The sequence below is a fragment of the Kistimonas scapharcae genome, from assembly GCF_039540975.1.
Classification (GTDB): Bacteria; Pseudomonadota; Gammaproteobacteria; order Pseudomonadales; family Endozoicomonadaceae; genus Kistimonas; species Kistimonas scapharcae.
Genome location: NZ_BAABFL010000452.1, coordinates 1 through 14523, shown reverse-complemented (window position 1 = coordinate 14523; position 14523 = coordinate 1). Strand labels below are relative to the sequence as shown.

The window sequence follows — 14523 nt, the reverse complement described above, 5'->3', positions numbered from 1 at the left end:
CAGAACCTGTGGCATCATGTATTTTATTGGTCAATAGGGAGTGGCCTTGCAAAATCGTTTAGCGAGTGTGTCATAGGGCTCGAATAAGATAGCGCCTTTGCTGAAGTCGGCAGTTACCTGATTGTTGCCATCAATTTTCAAGTCTTGAATTTCTGACTCTTGTTCACCGTAAGGGTCATAGATAAATACGCCTTCTCGCCCTGGTTTCCCATCCACCACTTCGCGTCCTTCACCAAGAACTGCATAGATATGACCTGGCTTAAGGCCTGTCCACGGCATTTTGGCCGCATCGGCGTAGCTGAAACGGGTGGCCAGTACGGCAGGTTTTCGATTGCTGATGTGATGACGCAGACTCTTTATTTGGTCGTCGTCCAGTTCTATTAACGGTTTCAGATCTTGGTTGTTATTGGCGTCAGTGTGATAGGGCAGGACTTTATAGGTAATGTTGGCATCACCATGGTCGAATGTCGTTTTTTTATCGCCTTTTAAATCATCCGTATCAGAGTAGGGTGAGGCATCTGCTTGCATTGATTGCAGGGAAAGGAGTACGCCATCGGGATCGTCAGGCAAATCGTGCTCACGTGTATTGGGACTTTGATTTGGAGGGCGTGTCTCTATCTGATTACATTTTGCGATGAGGTAAGCATGTATGGCTTTTTCAATGATTGTCACCCATAAGTCATGATGATTATTGGAATAGATATTGTGTCCACGTTCACTCACGAGTGGGTCACAGGTGACTGTCACGGGAACGGTTTCTTGCGTTTCATGATCTTTTAACAAAACCGTTGCTGTTGTGTAGATTTCGTTATTGTTTTGATCATTCAGATGAGTCTGAATAGAAATAATGGACTGAATATAGCTTTGGGCCATCGGGGAAATCAGCATTGCAGCTAATGGTGCAAGAACATAGCAATTACTGCGTAGTTTTGATTGGCGAATATGGAATCTGCTGATGTCGTCGATAGTCACCGGTGCCATAAAGCTTTTGCATTGTTCCGGATCGTGGCCGAGTGACTGCAGTAGTGCGTTATCAGTGGCATATATGCCTGGTAATGTCCTGTCGTCATGACGTTGACATACTCTTTTCGTTGAACCATGTATTGCAGTGGGGGGCTTCTCATCAATCAAGACAAACTCATCATCAGTCATTTCTGCTGGTATTTCTTCTGGTATTGCTTGATTTCCTCGGCAAGGTGATCAGGCATAACGACTGTTATTTGAGAACTGGGCATCCAACGGCGAGCCCACTCTCCTAGTCCACTCCATGAAATAGGCTTGTTCAGCGTACTGGGAATATCGCGGTGAGCACAGAACATATCTGCAATTGGTCTGCTACTGGTGGAACAGGGGATGTTTTGAGTAAACGTTTTCATTAACCCATGGTCTTTAGAAACCTGGCGTTTAGAAAGCCATGCAAAATAGCCGCTCTTAGCGGGTTTCTCATCAGAAGGTTTTACAATTAACCTGCTACTTTGGTCGTAAGCACTTGTCGCTTCCATGCTACTTTACTCACAGTTTGCACTATATCCAAGGTGTTAGTTATTTGGACAATAGATTGCGCGACTAGTTTCACGCTTCAGCGTAACGGTCGCCCTGTGGCAGCCAGCGGCGGATCAGTGGTTCGATGCTTTCCGGATGTTCAGTCATGAGCAAACTGGCGGCTTGCTTGACGGTGTCGAGGAGCTGTTCATCGCGCTGCAGGTCTGCGACCCGGAAATCAATCATACCGGTCTGGCGGGTGCCGAGTACTTCGCCGGGGCCGCGTAATTCCAGGTCCTTTTCGGCAATCACAAAGCCGTCTGTGGAATCACGCATGACCTGCAGGCGCTCTTTCCCCTGTTGGGACAGCGGGCCGTGGTACATCAGGACGCAGTGACTGGCGACTTTCCCACGCCCGACCCGGCCGCGAAGCTGATGGAGCTGGGCAAGCCCGAGGCGTTCGGGGTTTTCGATAATCATCAAGCTGGCATTGGGCACATCGACGCCAACCTCAATGACAGTGGTCGCCACCAGAAGGTGCAGGTGGCCTTCCTTGAATGCTTCCATGACCTCAGCTTTTTCAGTCGCTTTCATACGACCATGGATTAACCCGATGGACAGCTCAGGCAATAATTCCCGTAGTTTTTCAGCCGTGACTTCAGCCGCCTGGCATTGCAATGCTTCGGATTCCTCAATCAATGTGCAGACCCAGTAGGCCTGGCGACCTTCCAGGCAGGCGTCGCGAACCCGTCCAATAATCTGGTCGCGACGGTCATCGCTGATCACTATCGTGTTGACCGGTGTTCGACCGGGAGGAAGTTCATCAATCACTGAGCAATCGAGATCGGAGTAAACGCTCATTGCCAACGTGCGCGGAATGGGTGTTGCCGTCATGATCAATTGATGTGGTGTGGCGCCATGCCCTTTTTCTTTCAGGGCAAGGCGTTGATGGACACCAAAGCGGTGTTGCTCATCAATAATGGCCAGTCCGAGTCGGTTAAAGGTGACCTCTTCCTGGAACAGGGCATGGGTACCGATAATGACCGCTGCTTCACCCGTGCGAATCAGTTCCAGTTGTTGTTCTCGTTTTTTGCCTTTGGTTTTACCCGTCAACCAGGCAACAGTGATACCGAGTGGCCGCAGCCATTGGCTGAAATTTGCATAGTGCTGTTCTGCCAGAATTTCGGTAGGTGCCATCAAGGCAGCCTGAAAATCGTTCTCGACAGCCTGCAACGCAGCCAATGCCGCGACAACCGTCTTGCCTGAGCCGACATCGCCCTGAACCAGACGAAGCATAGGGGCTGACTGGCTGAGATCCTGACCGATCTCCTTTGCAACACGCTGCTGGGCGCCCGTTGGTGTGAACGGTAACTGTTCGAGGAATTGTGTCGTTAATTTATGCCGGGCAGGCATAGGGTGACCTTCTTGCCGCCGAATACGGTAACGTATTTTTTGCAGACTGAGGTGATGAGCCAGCAGTTCTTCAAAGGCCAGACGATGCTGGGCAGGATGCTGGCCTTCAAGCATGGTCTGTACATCTGCATCCGGTGGTGGGTTGTGAAGATAGCGTATGGCTTCTACCAGGGGCCACTGGTGATAGGCGCTGAGCAGGGAGGCGGGAAGCCATTCCTGTAGCGCATCCGGATGATGCATAAAGCCCAGTGCCTGGCTGCAGAGTGTACGCAGGCGTTGTTGGGTCAGTCCTTCGGTACTGGGGTAAACAGGCGTCAGGGTATCTTCAACAGTTGTCGTTTGATCATCCGAGATAATGCGGTATTCCGGGTGGTACATCTCCAGGCCGCTGGCGCCCCGACGGGGTTCGCCAAAGCAGCGGATGATAGCGCCCCGTTTCATCGCATTACGCTGGGCGCCGCTGAAGTGATAAAACCGGAGACTGATGGAACCGGTGCCATCCTGAACCCGGCAGAGCAGGCTGCGTCTGCGACCATTGACGATATCAGCCGCCACAACCGTGCCCTGGATAACCGCATCCATTCCGAACTGGAGGGTGCCTAGCGGTGTGATCCGGGTACGATCCTGGTAGCGCAGCGGCAGATGAAAGAGCAGATCCTGCAGGGTATGAATCCCGATCTTTGCGAGTTTGTCAGCCAGTGCAGCGCCTACGCCTTTCAGACTGGTGACCGGGATTTCATGCAGTTTATCCGCCATGGCCGGAACTACCTTTTAACAGGTTTGCCTTTGATGGGCTGGGTAGAACACAGGCGGATGGCTTGTTCCAGCACGTCGATAGCCTTGGTGCGTGGGAAGCTGGCGCGCCAGGCAAGCGCCACCGTTCGAGCGGGGGCAGGCGACTTAAAGGGGCGGGTGGTCAGCAATCCTTCAGCGTAATGCCGGTCATCGGCTGCGGACATCGGCAGTACGGTGATACCCATGCCGGAAGCGACCATATGGCGGATCGTTTCCAGAGAGCTGGCTTCAATATCCATATTGCCATTATTGCCCTGGGTATTGTCTTTTTTGTTCGTCAGGGCGGGGCAGGCCGCGAGCACCTGATCACGAAAACAGTGACCTTCACCCAGCATCAGGACATCTTCTGCCTGCAGACTGAGAGGATCAATGGTCTTTTGTTTGGCCCAAGAATGACTGCCGGGCATCAGTACGGTAAACGGTTCATCGTAAAGGGGTTTGGTCACGACGTCCGGTTCTGTAAACGGCAGTGCAATAATGATGGCGTCCAGTTCCCCCATGCGGAGTTTCTGGCGCAGAACCGCAGTGAAATTTTCCTCAATATAAAGCGGCATGGTAGGCGCTGTTTTTGTCAATTGAGGAATCAGGTGTGGAAACAGGTAAGGGCCGATTGTGTAAATGGCGCCGACACGCAAAGGACTGGACAATTGGTCCTTGCCCATGCTGGCGATTTCCTTGATCGCGCTGGTTTCTTCGAGCACCTTCTGTGCCTGTTCGATGACCTTTTCACCCAGCGGTGTCACGCGAACCGCAGTCTTACTGCGCTCAAAGATAGCAATGCCCAGTTCATCTTCCAGCTTTTTCACGCCAACACTGAGCGTCGGTTGACTGACAAAGCAACGCTCGGCTGCTTTGCCAAAATGCCGCTCCTGGGCGAGGGCTACGATGTATCTAAGTTCTGTCAGAGTCATGTTCGTTATTGTACTGTAAAAATAAACAGTATTACTACGGCTGCAGCTGCAGCCCATTGAAAATTTCTATTACAATCTCCTGTCATGGTAAACGACTTTGGCAACAGTGCAATGGCAGAAAAGATAAGGGTTTTCATCGCGGGTTGTGGTGATGTGGGAAGCCGCCTGGCAGAGGGCCTGTTGGCAACAGGCCAGTTTGATATCTGGGGGCTTCGCCGTAACCTCAGCCTGTTGCCGGCAGGCGTTAAGGCGGTGGCAGGTGATCTGGCAGCTGAAGAGGAGAACCTGGGCGAATGGCCGGAAGCGATTGACTATCTGGCTTATTGCGCTGCGGCAGGCAGCCGTGACGAGTCAGTTTACCGCGCAGTTTATCTGCAGGGTTTGCGGCATGTTCTAACAAAAGTCGCTTCGATGAAGACGCTGCCCAAGCGTATTTTTTTCACATCCAGTACGGCGGTTTATCACCAGAGTGGAGGGGAGTGGGTCGATGAATTGTCGGAGACCTCTCCGGCTGGTTTTTCGGGGCAGGTGATGCTGGAGGCTGAAGCACTGCTGCAACAGGCTGGTATTCCAGGAACCAGTATTCGTTTTGGGGGCATATATGGTCCGGGTCGGGATTATCTTTTGAGGCGAGTAAAAAGTGGCCAGGGCTATCGAGAGACGCCGGTTGTCTATGGTAATCGCATTCATGCCGATGACTGTGCGGGGATGCTGCATTATTTGATCGAGAAAGATCGTCTGGGTGGCAACGTAGACCCATTATACGTGGGGGTTGACGATGAGCCGGCTCCGATGCACGAAGTGACTGACTGGCTGGGGAAGCAGCTGGGGATTACGGTAAAACCCGGAGACGATGTCCCTTCACGCGGTTGTAAGCGCTGTTCCAACGCCCGGATAAAGGAAGCAGGTTATCACTTCCTTTATCCTTCTTTCAGAGAGGGTTACCGGTCATTATTAGGTCTCAGTTGAGCTCCAGAATGGCTTCAATTTCCACGGGAACCCCTTTAGGTAATTCCTTCACGCCGACAGCTGCCCGTGCCGGATAGGGTTGCTCGAAGTATTGTGCCATGACTTCGTTGACCAGTTGGAAGTTGCCAAGATCGGTCAGGTAGATGGTGATCTTGGCCGCATCCTGCAGACTACCGCCTGCGGCTTCGGCAACCGCCTGCAAGTTACGGAAAACCTGGTGGGTCTTGGTCGTGAAATCACCGTCCACCACCTCCATGGTTTCCGGCACCAGTGGGATCTGACCTGACAGGTAGACAGTCGTGCCCACCTTGACGGCCTGGGAATAGGTGCCGATGGCGGCGGGGGCTTTGTCGGTGTGGATAATCTGCTTGTTGCTCATAAGTAGAATCCTGATTCACTGGTCGCTGTTTTTTGTTCGTAGAAAGACTATACCAAAGTTGGAGGAGGCAGTGGGTTGCTCTACTCAGGCAGGCTTAAATAGATACCTGCAAATGCTTCATTGAATCTGTGGATGGCTGCTTAACTTAGGAAGTGATAGATAGAATGTTAACTGCGCGTGTTCCACGGAAAAGGCTGGGCGCTTGTGAGAATGAATCAAAAAACTATTCAAGGCTATAACCTGATTGAAGTGATGTTCGTAGTCTTGATTCTGGCCATTATTATTGCCTATGCCTTGTTCACGTATAAGGGGTTTTCTGATAGGTCCAAGATTGAAGAAGTGGCACGTCTTGCTTATGAAATCAGGCAGAGCATTGATGTGCACATTGCCTCGAAAAGAGTCTTTCCCCCGCCGATTAACAGAACGTACAGTGATCTGAAGTATGTACAGCGGGCAGAAACGCAGCTGGACAGTCCTGACCAGTATCGAATTAATGTTTATTTCAAACGAGAAGCCTTCCCTGAGAGTTCTGTGCAGAGGGTTTTTACGTTATATGGAAAGTTGATTGATCATCAAATGGATTGGCATGAGTGTGGCAATGCCTGTGTGAAGAATCCGATTGATATCCCGCCGGCGCAACCTGTTCCGCCTGCACCGGGTTCTGTCGCTATTGTTGTTGCGCCACCTGACCCTACGTCGCCGCCCTTAAATCCCCCGGTTGTTACACCACCCATGGTAAATCCGCCCTTATTGCCAAATCCGCCTGTGTTGCCACCTTCGCCTTCTGAAGAACCGTCCGACTGGAAGGTAACCAATATTAATGTTCTGAATATTGGGAAATGGTATGGCAAAGTGGTTTTTATCGTGAATTTCAGGAACGGGGAAACTGAAACGGATGAGCGCATACAGGGGCCTGCAGAGGAGCGTATCCTGAATCAGCCATCATCGCCGGGTTATGAAAACCCGGTAAAAGACATCATTGTTAAGACATACTGGCTGAAGGATAACTGTTACATGTTTGGCAGTGGTCCGGAGTGCTGGTATGAGGTGGGTACACGAACCGTCGAACCAGCGGGAGCAGACCAAGACAAGTATGTCTGCTTTGACTATGGAAAGCTTGATACACCCATGGGCTTGTTGAGTATTATGGGGCACGAGAGTACCCGTTGTGATGGCAGAAAATGGCGTTATTGAACGGGTCTAGGGATCCAGCTTATCCGAAGGCAGTAGAGCAGCTAAAGCTGGCTTTTTGTGTGGGAGAGGATTAAGGCAAGTCCCTTTGCTATTCAATCGTCACGTTGGGTAATGTTTGTCATGGTTTAATGACGCGGATTTCCTTCACATCAATTTCTGGGGTTTCCATAACGCCGGCATCCACTTCGCCCCGAATTTCCAACACGCTGTTTTCGTTGATGTTTTGCGCTGGCATCAACCGGTCATCAATATCGACGGGAATCTCCCCGGTGCCATCACTGAAGATGTAGGTTTCGTGTTTCTTTTTTTGTAATAGCTTGCCTTCAAGAACCACATACATGTCATCTTTGGGAGCCTTGTTGATGGCAGCAACACTGGTCGGTTCTCCGCCAGCGCCAGGACCCGTGTAGTCAGCAAGGGTGAAGCTTGACAGGCTGATAGCCCCTGCAATCAGCAGGGAATGGGTGATGCTTTTCATGGTGATTCTCCAACGGCATAAAGGCGCTGGAGACAGCCTAGGTCAGTTTCTGAGGTTGGTCATCCCGGATGTCGCAGCAATATCTCCATAGGGCAGCGTGAAGCTCGCTATGAGCTTCGAGTGTCAGGTGTTGTGCTGCTGCTCACGTTCTTTCAGGATTTGCCAGTGCCTGTAGAGGCCATCAGCCTCCAGGAAATCAGGCATATCAATGCTGTAGAGAGAGGTTTGCGGGATCAACTGGAGTGTCTGCCAGCCGCCTTCTGTGGGCAACGCAAATCCATTATTCAGGATAAAGCAGTCGATGACTGCCGCAGTCAGCCGGTCCATTGATTCCACATTCATGTCACTCTCCTCTCAATCAGTTATTACTGTATTGGAGTTTCCGGAACCGCGAAGGTTCCGGAAGGTGACCATTGAGTTGGGGCAATACGTCAACGAGGGAGATTACGTTTCTCGACGGCGTGAGATGGAAGTAACCCCACGAATCGTGCGTAGTCGCTTGATTACCTGGGCCAGGTGTATCCGGTCTTTTACCTTGATCAATAGCTGTGCCTGGCTCAGGCGGGCGTCTTTTTCCTCGACACTGATCTTTTCAATACTGGCTTCAGCGGCCGTCACCGTGGTGGCGAGCGAGGCAATCATGCCCTGCAGCTGTTCGAAGGAGACTTCCAGGTCGACATAGAATTCACCGTGGACATTTTTGTCCCAGTCCACTTCCAGAATTTTTTCCGGGTTATGGCGAATTTCTGTGATATTCCGGCAGGAATCTGTGTGAATGACCAGGCCCCGACCTGAGCTGACATGCCCTACGACCGGGTCGCCGGGAATGGGATGGCAGCACTTGGCAAAGCTGATCACCATGCCTTCTGTCCCGCGAATCGTCAGGGGTTTCTCCGGATTGGAGAGATCCATCTGATGCGTCATGGATTCGTGGGTATCGGCCAGATGGCGGGCAACCAGGTAGGCCATGCGATTACCCAAACCGATGTCTTCCAGCAGGTCATCCAGTTTATCGAAGCCGGTATGTGTCAGCGTACGGCTGATATCGGCTTTCTCCATCTCTTCCAGCCGGATACCCATGGGAGTAAGCACCTTGCTGAGCAGGCGGCGACCCAGGGCAATGGATTCGGTGCGTTTCTGGTTTTTCAGGTAATGGCGGATGTTGGAGCGCGCTTTACTGGTGGTCACAAAGTTCAGCCAGGCGGCATTGGGCCGCGCGCCCGGAGCTGTGATGATCTCGACGGTCTGACCACTATCGAGGGGCTGACTCAGTGAGGCCAGTTTGCGGTCGATCCGGCAGGCGACGCAGCTGCTGCCGATGTCGGTATGAACGGCGTAAGCAAAATCGACAGGGGTTGCGCCTCTGGGAAGCTCGAGAATATCGCCCTGTGGAGAGAAAACGTAGGTATCATCCGGAAACAGGTCGACTTTGACGTTCTCGATGAATTCCAGGGAATCGCCGGCTTTCTGTTGCAGTTCCAGCAGATTCTGCAGCCACACACGGGTACGGTCTCGGGAACCCAGCAATGCTTCATCGCCCGACTTATAGAGCCAGTGCGCGGCAATGCCGTTATTGGCCATGTCTTCCATTTCCTGCGTACGGATCTGCACTTCAACAGGAATACCGTGCAATCCAAACAAAGTGGTATGGAGCGACTGGTAGCCGTTGGCCTTAGGGATAGCGATGTAATCCTTGAAGCGTCCCGGTATCGGTTTGAACAGGTTATGAACCAGTCCCAGGCAGCGATAACAGCTATCAATACTGTCCACTATCAGGCGGATGCCGAAGACATCCATGATCTCGCTGAAGGATTTACGCTGTACTTTCATCTTCTTGTAGATGCTGTACAGGTGTTTTTCACGACCCATGACACGGCCGTTCAATCCCTGTTTTTCGAGCCTGTTGGTGATTGAATCGACGACTTTCGTAACAATTTCGGAGCGATTTCCCCGCGCGTTGCGTACCGCATGGGTAAGCATGTTGGAGCGCATGGGATGCATGGCGGCAAAGCCAAGATCCTCGAACTCAATACGCATCTGGTGCATACCGAGGCGCTGGGAGATCGGTGCGTAGATGTCGAGGGTTTCTTTGGCGATACGGCGTCGTTTTTCGGGACGGAGCACACCCAGGGTGCGCATATTGTGCAGGCGATCTGCCAGCTTGACCAGGATGACACGGATATCCCGGGCCATGGCAAGCGCCATTTTCTGGAAGTTTTCTGCCTGTGCCAGTGTCTTGTCTTCAAACTGCATGTGGGTCAGTTTGCTGACACCGTCGACGATCTCGGCGACGACATCGCCGAACTGGTCACGAATGGCGTCTTTTCCTATGCCTGTGTCTTCAATGACATCGTGCAGCATGGCGGCCATAAGGCTTTGGTGATCCATGTGCATATCAGCAAGGATACCGGCCACTTCCAGGGGGTGGGTGACGTAAGGTTCGCCGGAGCGGCGCTTCTGACCGTCGTGCGCCTGTTCCGCATAGTAATAGGCACGCTTGACCAGATTGATCTGGTCTGTGTTCAGATAGGCTTTGAGACGATGGGCAAGACTGTCAATGGTCGGCAATGCCCGCCTCCTTTGGCTACAGGCTTCTGGTTCGCTGAACGCTATGCACGGTACCGGTTTACGGTTGCAGCAGCTACTTCATCTGTTGGTTACGGCTACAGATATCTGCTGGTTGGAGCCGTCCGCTCCCCGGTATCGCGATTACTGCATGTTCAGCTGCTGACGGCACAACAGGCCGCCGTCAGTTTGGTTCAGTAGAAGCCTGGTCAGGGAGCGGTCGTCACCACCAGTCTGGAGTCCTTACTCGAGACCGAGGAACAGTGCCGCTTCGTCGTCGTCCTGCTCTTCCTTGTCAAGCGCCTTGGGATCGATGACGCCTTCAGCGATTTCACGCAGGGCCATGACAGTAGGCTTGTCGTTTTCCCAGGGCAGCTTGGGATCCTTGCCGCCGATGGTCAGCTGGCGGGCACGCTTGGAAGCGGCCATAACCAGCTCAAAGCGGTTGTCGACGTTTTCGAGGCAGTCTTCTACGGTTACTCGGGCCACGTTATGCTCCGGTCTATATCAGGCTGGAACTAACCAGCATTAATGAGTGTGTAAAGAGTGATTTTACTGGTTCACAGCAGATTATGACAATAGCTCACGCAGTAGTGCTTGCCGATATGCCTGCTGAAATGGCATGGCCAGACGCTGTGCCCGGACGATAGCTTTCAGATCAAACAGGGCATCGTCGAACCGGTCGTTGATGATCAGATAATCAAACTCGCCGTAATGTGACATTTCGTTGACGGCCAGGTTCATTCTTTTTTCGATGATGCTGGCATCGTCAGTCTTGCGTCCGACCAGGCGTTCGTGCAGCGCCTGCTTTGACGGCGGGATGATAAACAGGCTGACGGCATCGGGCATCAGGCGACGAACCTGTTGGGCACCCTGCCAGTCAATTTCCAGAATGACATCCTTGCCCTGATGCAGCTGTTCCTCGACCCATGCTTGAGAGGTGCCATAGTAGTTGCCAAACACTTCGGCATGCTCAAGAAAGGCATCCTGCTCAATCATGGCCTTGAATTCGTCGACAGAGGTGAAGTGGTAGTTAACACCGTCAACTTCACCGGGACGCATCGCGCGGGTGGTATGGGAAACGGATACGCAGATATGCGAAGTTGATTCCACCAGTGCCGCTACCAGACTGGTTTTGCCTGCCCCGGAAGGGGCTGCAATGATGTAAAGCGTGCCTTTGCTCATGCCTGTACAAAAAAACCTGTTTACTATCTGTTTAAGGTTAGCTCCGCGATGACGGCTCTGCCTGCATCGCGGGATATTTCTTGTCAGGTCTGCCCTGTTGATAACATGTTCGTATATTGGCCCGAATTCCGTCGCAAAAAGGCGCCAGGCCTGTGGGTAAGTTATTGGCAAACCTGTGGGTAATGTGTGAAAGTTTCTTTTGTGTTTTTATAACAAACTGTATTTATTCAATATTCTGGACTTGTTCACGCATCTGCTCGATGAACACTTTCAGGTTGACTGCAGATTGCGTCGTGCCAGCGTCAATCGCCTTGGATGACAGGGTGTTGGCTTCCCGGTTCAGTTCCTGCATCAGGAAATCCAGGCGGCGGCCAATAGCGCCGCTGTCACTGTTGAGTACCCGGCGCACTTCGGTGACATGCGTGGTCAGGCGATCCAGTTCCTCATCGACATCGGCTTTTTGAGCCAGGAAGACCAGTTCCTGCTCTAACCGGTTAGGGTCAGTTTCCACCCGGGCATCTTCAAGGCGCTGAATGATTTTATCCCGCTGGGCCTGGAGCAGTGCTGGCATCTGCTGACGCACTTTTCCCGCTTCTTCTTCCACGCTGTCGATGCGTTGGAGAATGAATTGCTTGAGTTCAGCTCCTTCGCGAGCGCGGGTTTCGCGGATCTGATCCAATGCCTGCTCAAAGGCTTGCAGTGCGTTCAGCTGGATTTCCTTGATATCGGTTTCATCCTGCTTGAGAACGCCGGGCCAGCGCAGGATATCCATTGGGCTGGTTTTGGCAACGCGGTCTACATGCTGCTTGATCTGCTCCAGAGCGGTATTCAGGTCAGTCAGTACGGTGGTGTTCAGGCTGAGTGACTGACCATTATCCAGTGGCATGACCCGTAGGCTGCATTCGACCTTGCCGCGATTCAAATTGCGGCGCAGCATTTCCCTGAGGCGCGACTCAATTTCCCGCATAGTCTCCGGCAGACGGAAATGGGGCTCCAGATAACGATGATTCACGGAGCGAATTTCCCATACGAGACTGCCCCATTCATGGCTGGTTTCAACCCGGGCGAAGGCGGTCATGCTTGCGGTCATTGGCCTGTATCTCATGCTATCCAGGTGGGAGTGCCTGCCGGTTCCGGAGAAACCGGTCAATCTTCAGTCATTCTGAAGGGTTGCGGCAGTCGATGCCTGGCGGTGGATAAAACCGTTAATTCTAAACTGGATGACGCAACGGTGATAGTTGGGACATGCCGTGGCGTCGTGATGAACGGATTCTGCTTCGGGGTGGATGTTCGTTATAATCCGTCCACTGTATTTTTCATACGCTGTTTAAGCAGGTAGACAAGTTATGCGTCCAAGTGGAAGAGCGGCAGATCAGTTGCGTGATATTCGGATTACCCGGGGCTATACCAAGCATGCCGAGGGTTCCGTGCTGGTGGAATTTGGGGATACCAAGGTGATCTGCACCGCCAGTCTTGAACGCAGTGTGCCGCGCTGGCTGAAAGGCATGGGGCAGGGCTGGGTGACAGCAGAATATGGCATGCTGCCCAGAGCGACCGGCGATCGGACCGGGCGTGAAGCGGCCCGTGGCCGTCAGGGTGGACGTACCCTGGAAATTCAGCGTCTGATTGGCCGTTCACTGCGTGCGGCGGTCGATCTGAAGATGCTGGGTGATAACACGATCACTATCGATTGTGATGTGATTCAGGCGGATGGTGGTACCCGTACGGCCTCCATTACCGGAGGTTGTGTGGCGCTGGTAGACTGCATTCGCCATATGCAGCGCAACAAGCTTATCCGCAATGATCCTTTCAAGCAGCTGATTGGCTCCATTTCTGTGGGTATGTATAACGGCAATCCGGTGCTGGATCTGGATTACCCGGAAGACTCCAATGCGGAAACTGACATGAATGTGGTCATGACGGAAAAAGGTGGTTTCATTGAAATTCAGGGAACGGCCGAAGGTGAGCCATTTGATCAGGCGCAGATGGATGCCATGATGCAACTGGCGAAGCAGGGAATCGATGAAATTCTGACCATTCAGCGTCAGGCGCTGGAAGCCCCCTGATTTTCTGAGATTTATCTCGCAATAAATAAAGCCCGGTTAGACCGGGCTTTTTTATTCATCAGAACGAGAGTTCCCACTCGTAGTCGATGATCACAGGGGCATGCCGGGAGAATATTTCTCCGGTGTAAATACCGCCATTCAGAACGCGATGACGCATGCCGGCAGTGGCCATCTGGTAGTCGAACCGCCAGCCCATGTCCTTCTCGCGCAACCGGTCATCTTCCCACCAGGTGAACTTGCCGCTTTCACGATCCACTTCGCGATAGGTATCCACATAACCCAGCGGACCGGTGATTTCATCCATCCAGGCCTGTTCAGGTGGCAGGAAACCGGAGGTTGACTGGAAGTCGCGCCAGTTGGCCACGTCCATCTTGCGGTGGGCCACCTGCCAGGTGCCGCAGATCAGGAACTCCCGGCGCTTGCGCTGTTGTTTGTCGAGATAATGGAGGTAATCCTCCATGAACTTGAACTTCACATTCTGGGATTCGTCATCCGCATTGCCTTCCGGTACCAACAGGCTGGCAATGCTGATCTTGTCAAAGTCTGCCTGAATGCAGAGACCCTGACTGTCGGCGACCGGGAAACCGAGGCCGGTGATGATGGCTTTCGGCGGAACGCGGCTATAAAGCGCTACGCCGCCTTTCTCCTTCTCAGGGTCATAGCCTTCAAAGAAATAACTGAAATACTCATCCGGTGTGTAAACCGGATCGGCCAGCTCGGACTCGCTGGCCCTGATGTCCTGCAGACAGATAACATCCGCATCCTGGGCAAGTGCCCAGTCGAAAAAACCATTCTCAGTGGCGTTTTTGATACCTTCACAATTGAAGCTGATTATTCTCATACCGGGCCCTTAATGCTAGCGCCCATATGATACCGTTTTCTGTTACCGTTACACCACCTTGTAACGTAAGGTAACTAATGGTTTTGCGGTTATTGGTGTCACGCAATTGTTAGTGAGAGGTGAAAATACCTGACTCTATCGTTAGGGATAGAGCCAGGAGAAAGTGATCTTCCCCCGATAAAATGGACACCTGTCTACAGCTAAACTGCAGCCTCGTATTCTACCGGTGATTGATAATTAAGGCT

The 14523-nt window shown here is 52.4% G+C and carries 15 protein-coding genes; 3 read left to right on the top strand and 12 right to left on the bottom strand.

Going from position 1 to position 14523, the window contains the following annotated elements; translation table 11 throughout:
• Window positions 1-30 precede the first annotated feature (30 nt).
• The 4 genes from ABD892_RS19825 to ABD892_RS19810 all read right to left on the bottom strand — a co-directional run bounded on the left by ABD892_RS19825 (window position 31) and on the right by ABD892_RS19810 (window position 4601).
• On the bottom strand, window positions 31-1152 hold the full coding sequence (locus ABD892_RS19825; RefSeq protein WP_345197810.1) for a hypothetical protein: 1122 nt from the start codon (window positions 1150-1152) through the stop codon (window positions 31-33).
• A complete protein-coding gene (locus tag ABD892_RS19820; protein ID WP_345197809.1) occupies window positions 1149-1502 on the bottom strand; it encodes a hypothetical protein in 354 nt (117 codons plus the stop codon). Before ABD892_RS19820 ends, ABD892_RS19825 begins: the two co-directional genes overlap by 4 nt.
• A gap of 70 nt (window positions 1503-1572) precedes the next feature.
• Window positions 1573-3651 (bottom strand): ATP-dependent DNA helicase RecG, encoded by a 2079-nt coding sequence (gene recG / locus ABD892_RS19815; RefSeq protein WP_345197808.1) that lies wholly within the window; start codon window positions 3649-3651, stop codon window positions 1573-1575.
• Between the two features lie 8 nt (window positions 3652-3659).
• Window positions 3660-4601, bottom strand: a complete 942-nt coding sequence (locus tag ABD892_RS19810) for a hydrogen peroxide-inducible genes activator (protein ID WP_345197806.1) — start codon at window positions 4599-4601, stop codon at window positions 3660-3662.
• A gap of 111 nt (window positions 4602-4712) precedes the next feature.
• On the opposite strand from ABD892_RS19810, the gene ABD892_RS19805 reads away from it, so the two are divergent.
• Window positions 4713-5570, top strand: a complete 858-nt coding sequence (locus ABD892_RS19805; protein WP_345197805.1) for an SDR family oxidoreductase — start codon at window positions 4713-4715, stop codon at window positions 5568-5570.
• Here the strand turns inward: ABD892_RS19805 and ABD892_RS19800 are convergent.
• Entirely contained in the window at window positions 5563-5949 is a 387-nt protein-coding gene (locus ABD892_RS19800) for a RidA family protein (protein ID WP_345197803.1), read from the bottom strand. The two genes, ABD892_RS19805 and ABD892_RS19800, sit on opposite strands and share 8 nt — an antisense overlap.
• A gap of 210 nt (window positions 5950-6159) precedes the next feature.
• On the opposite strand from ABD892_RS19800, the gene ABD892_RS19795 reads away from it, so the two are divergent.
• Window positions 6160-7143, top strand: a complete 984-nt coding sequence (locus ABD892_RS19795; protein ID WP_345197802.1) for a type II secretion system protein — start codon at window positions 6160-6162, stop codon at window positions 7141-7143.
• A gap of 118 nt (window positions 7144-7261) precedes the next feature.
• Here ABD892_RS19795 and ABD892_RS19790 read toward each other — a convergent pair whose 3' ends face one another.
• From ABD892_RS19790 to ABD892_RS19765, 6 genes are all read right to left on the bottom strand, one after another.
• Complete coding sequence (locus ABD892_RS19790) at window positions 7262-7621, bottom strand: NirD/YgiW/YdeI family stress tolerance protein (RefSeq protein ID WP_345197801.1); 360 nt, start codon at window positions 7619-7621, stop codon at window positions 7262-7264.
• 123 nt (window positions 7622-7744) lie between these two features.
• Entirely contained in the window at window positions 7745-7963 is a 219-nt protein-coding gene (locus tag ABD892_RS19785; protein WP_345197800.1) for a hypothetical protein, read from the bottom strand.
• 102 nt (window positions 7964-8065) lie between these two features.
• Window positions 8066-10189, bottom strand: a complete 2124-nt coding sequence (gene spoT, locus ABD892_RS19780) for a bifunctional GTP diphosphokinase/guanosine-3',5'-bis pyrophosphate 3'-pyrophosphohydrolase (RefSeq protein ID WP_345197799.1) — start codon at window positions 10187-10189, stop codon at window positions 8066-8068.
• A 240-nt stretch (window positions 10190-10429) separates the two neighbouring features.
• Entirely contained in the window at window positions 10430-10675 is a 246-nt protein-coding gene (gene rpoZ, locus ABD892_RS19775; RefSeq protein ID WP_345197798.1) for a DNA-directed RNA polymerase subunit omega, read from the bottom strand.
• Window positions 10676-10756: 81 nt separating this feature from the next.
• Window positions 10757-11371, bottom strand: coding sequence for a guanylate kinase (gmk, locus tag ABD892_RS19770; RefSeq protein ID WP_345197797.1), 615 nt, complete (start codon window positions 11369-11371; stop codon window positions 10757-10759).
• Window positions 11372-11594: 223 nt separating this feature from the next.
• A complete protein-coding gene (locus ABD892_RS19765) occupies window positions 11595-12461 on the bottom strand; it encodes a YicC/YloC family endoribonuclease (RefSeq protein ID WP_345197796.1) in 867 nt (288 codons plus the stop codon).
• 256 nt (window positions 12462-12717) lie between these two features.
• Here ABD892_RS19765 and rph point away from each other — a divergent pair, with 256 nt between their 5' ends.
• Window positions 12718-13437 carry a ribonuclease PH gene (gene rph, locus ABD892_RS19760; protein WP_345197795.1) on the top strand — a complete coding sequence of 240 codons (720 nt, stop codon included), beginning with the start codon at window positions 12718-12720 and terminating at the stop codon, window positions 13435-13437.
• Between the two features lie 58 nt (window positions 13438-13495).
• Here rph and ABD892_RS19755 read toward each other — a convergent pair whose 3' ends face one another.
• Window positions 13496-14278 (bottom strand): exodeoxyribonuclease III, encoded by a 783-nt coding sequence (locus tag ABD892_RS19755; RefSeq protein ID WP_345197794.1) that lies wholly within the window; start codon window positions 14276-14278, stop codon window positions 13496-13498.
• Window positions 14279-14523: the final 245 nt, after the last annotated feature.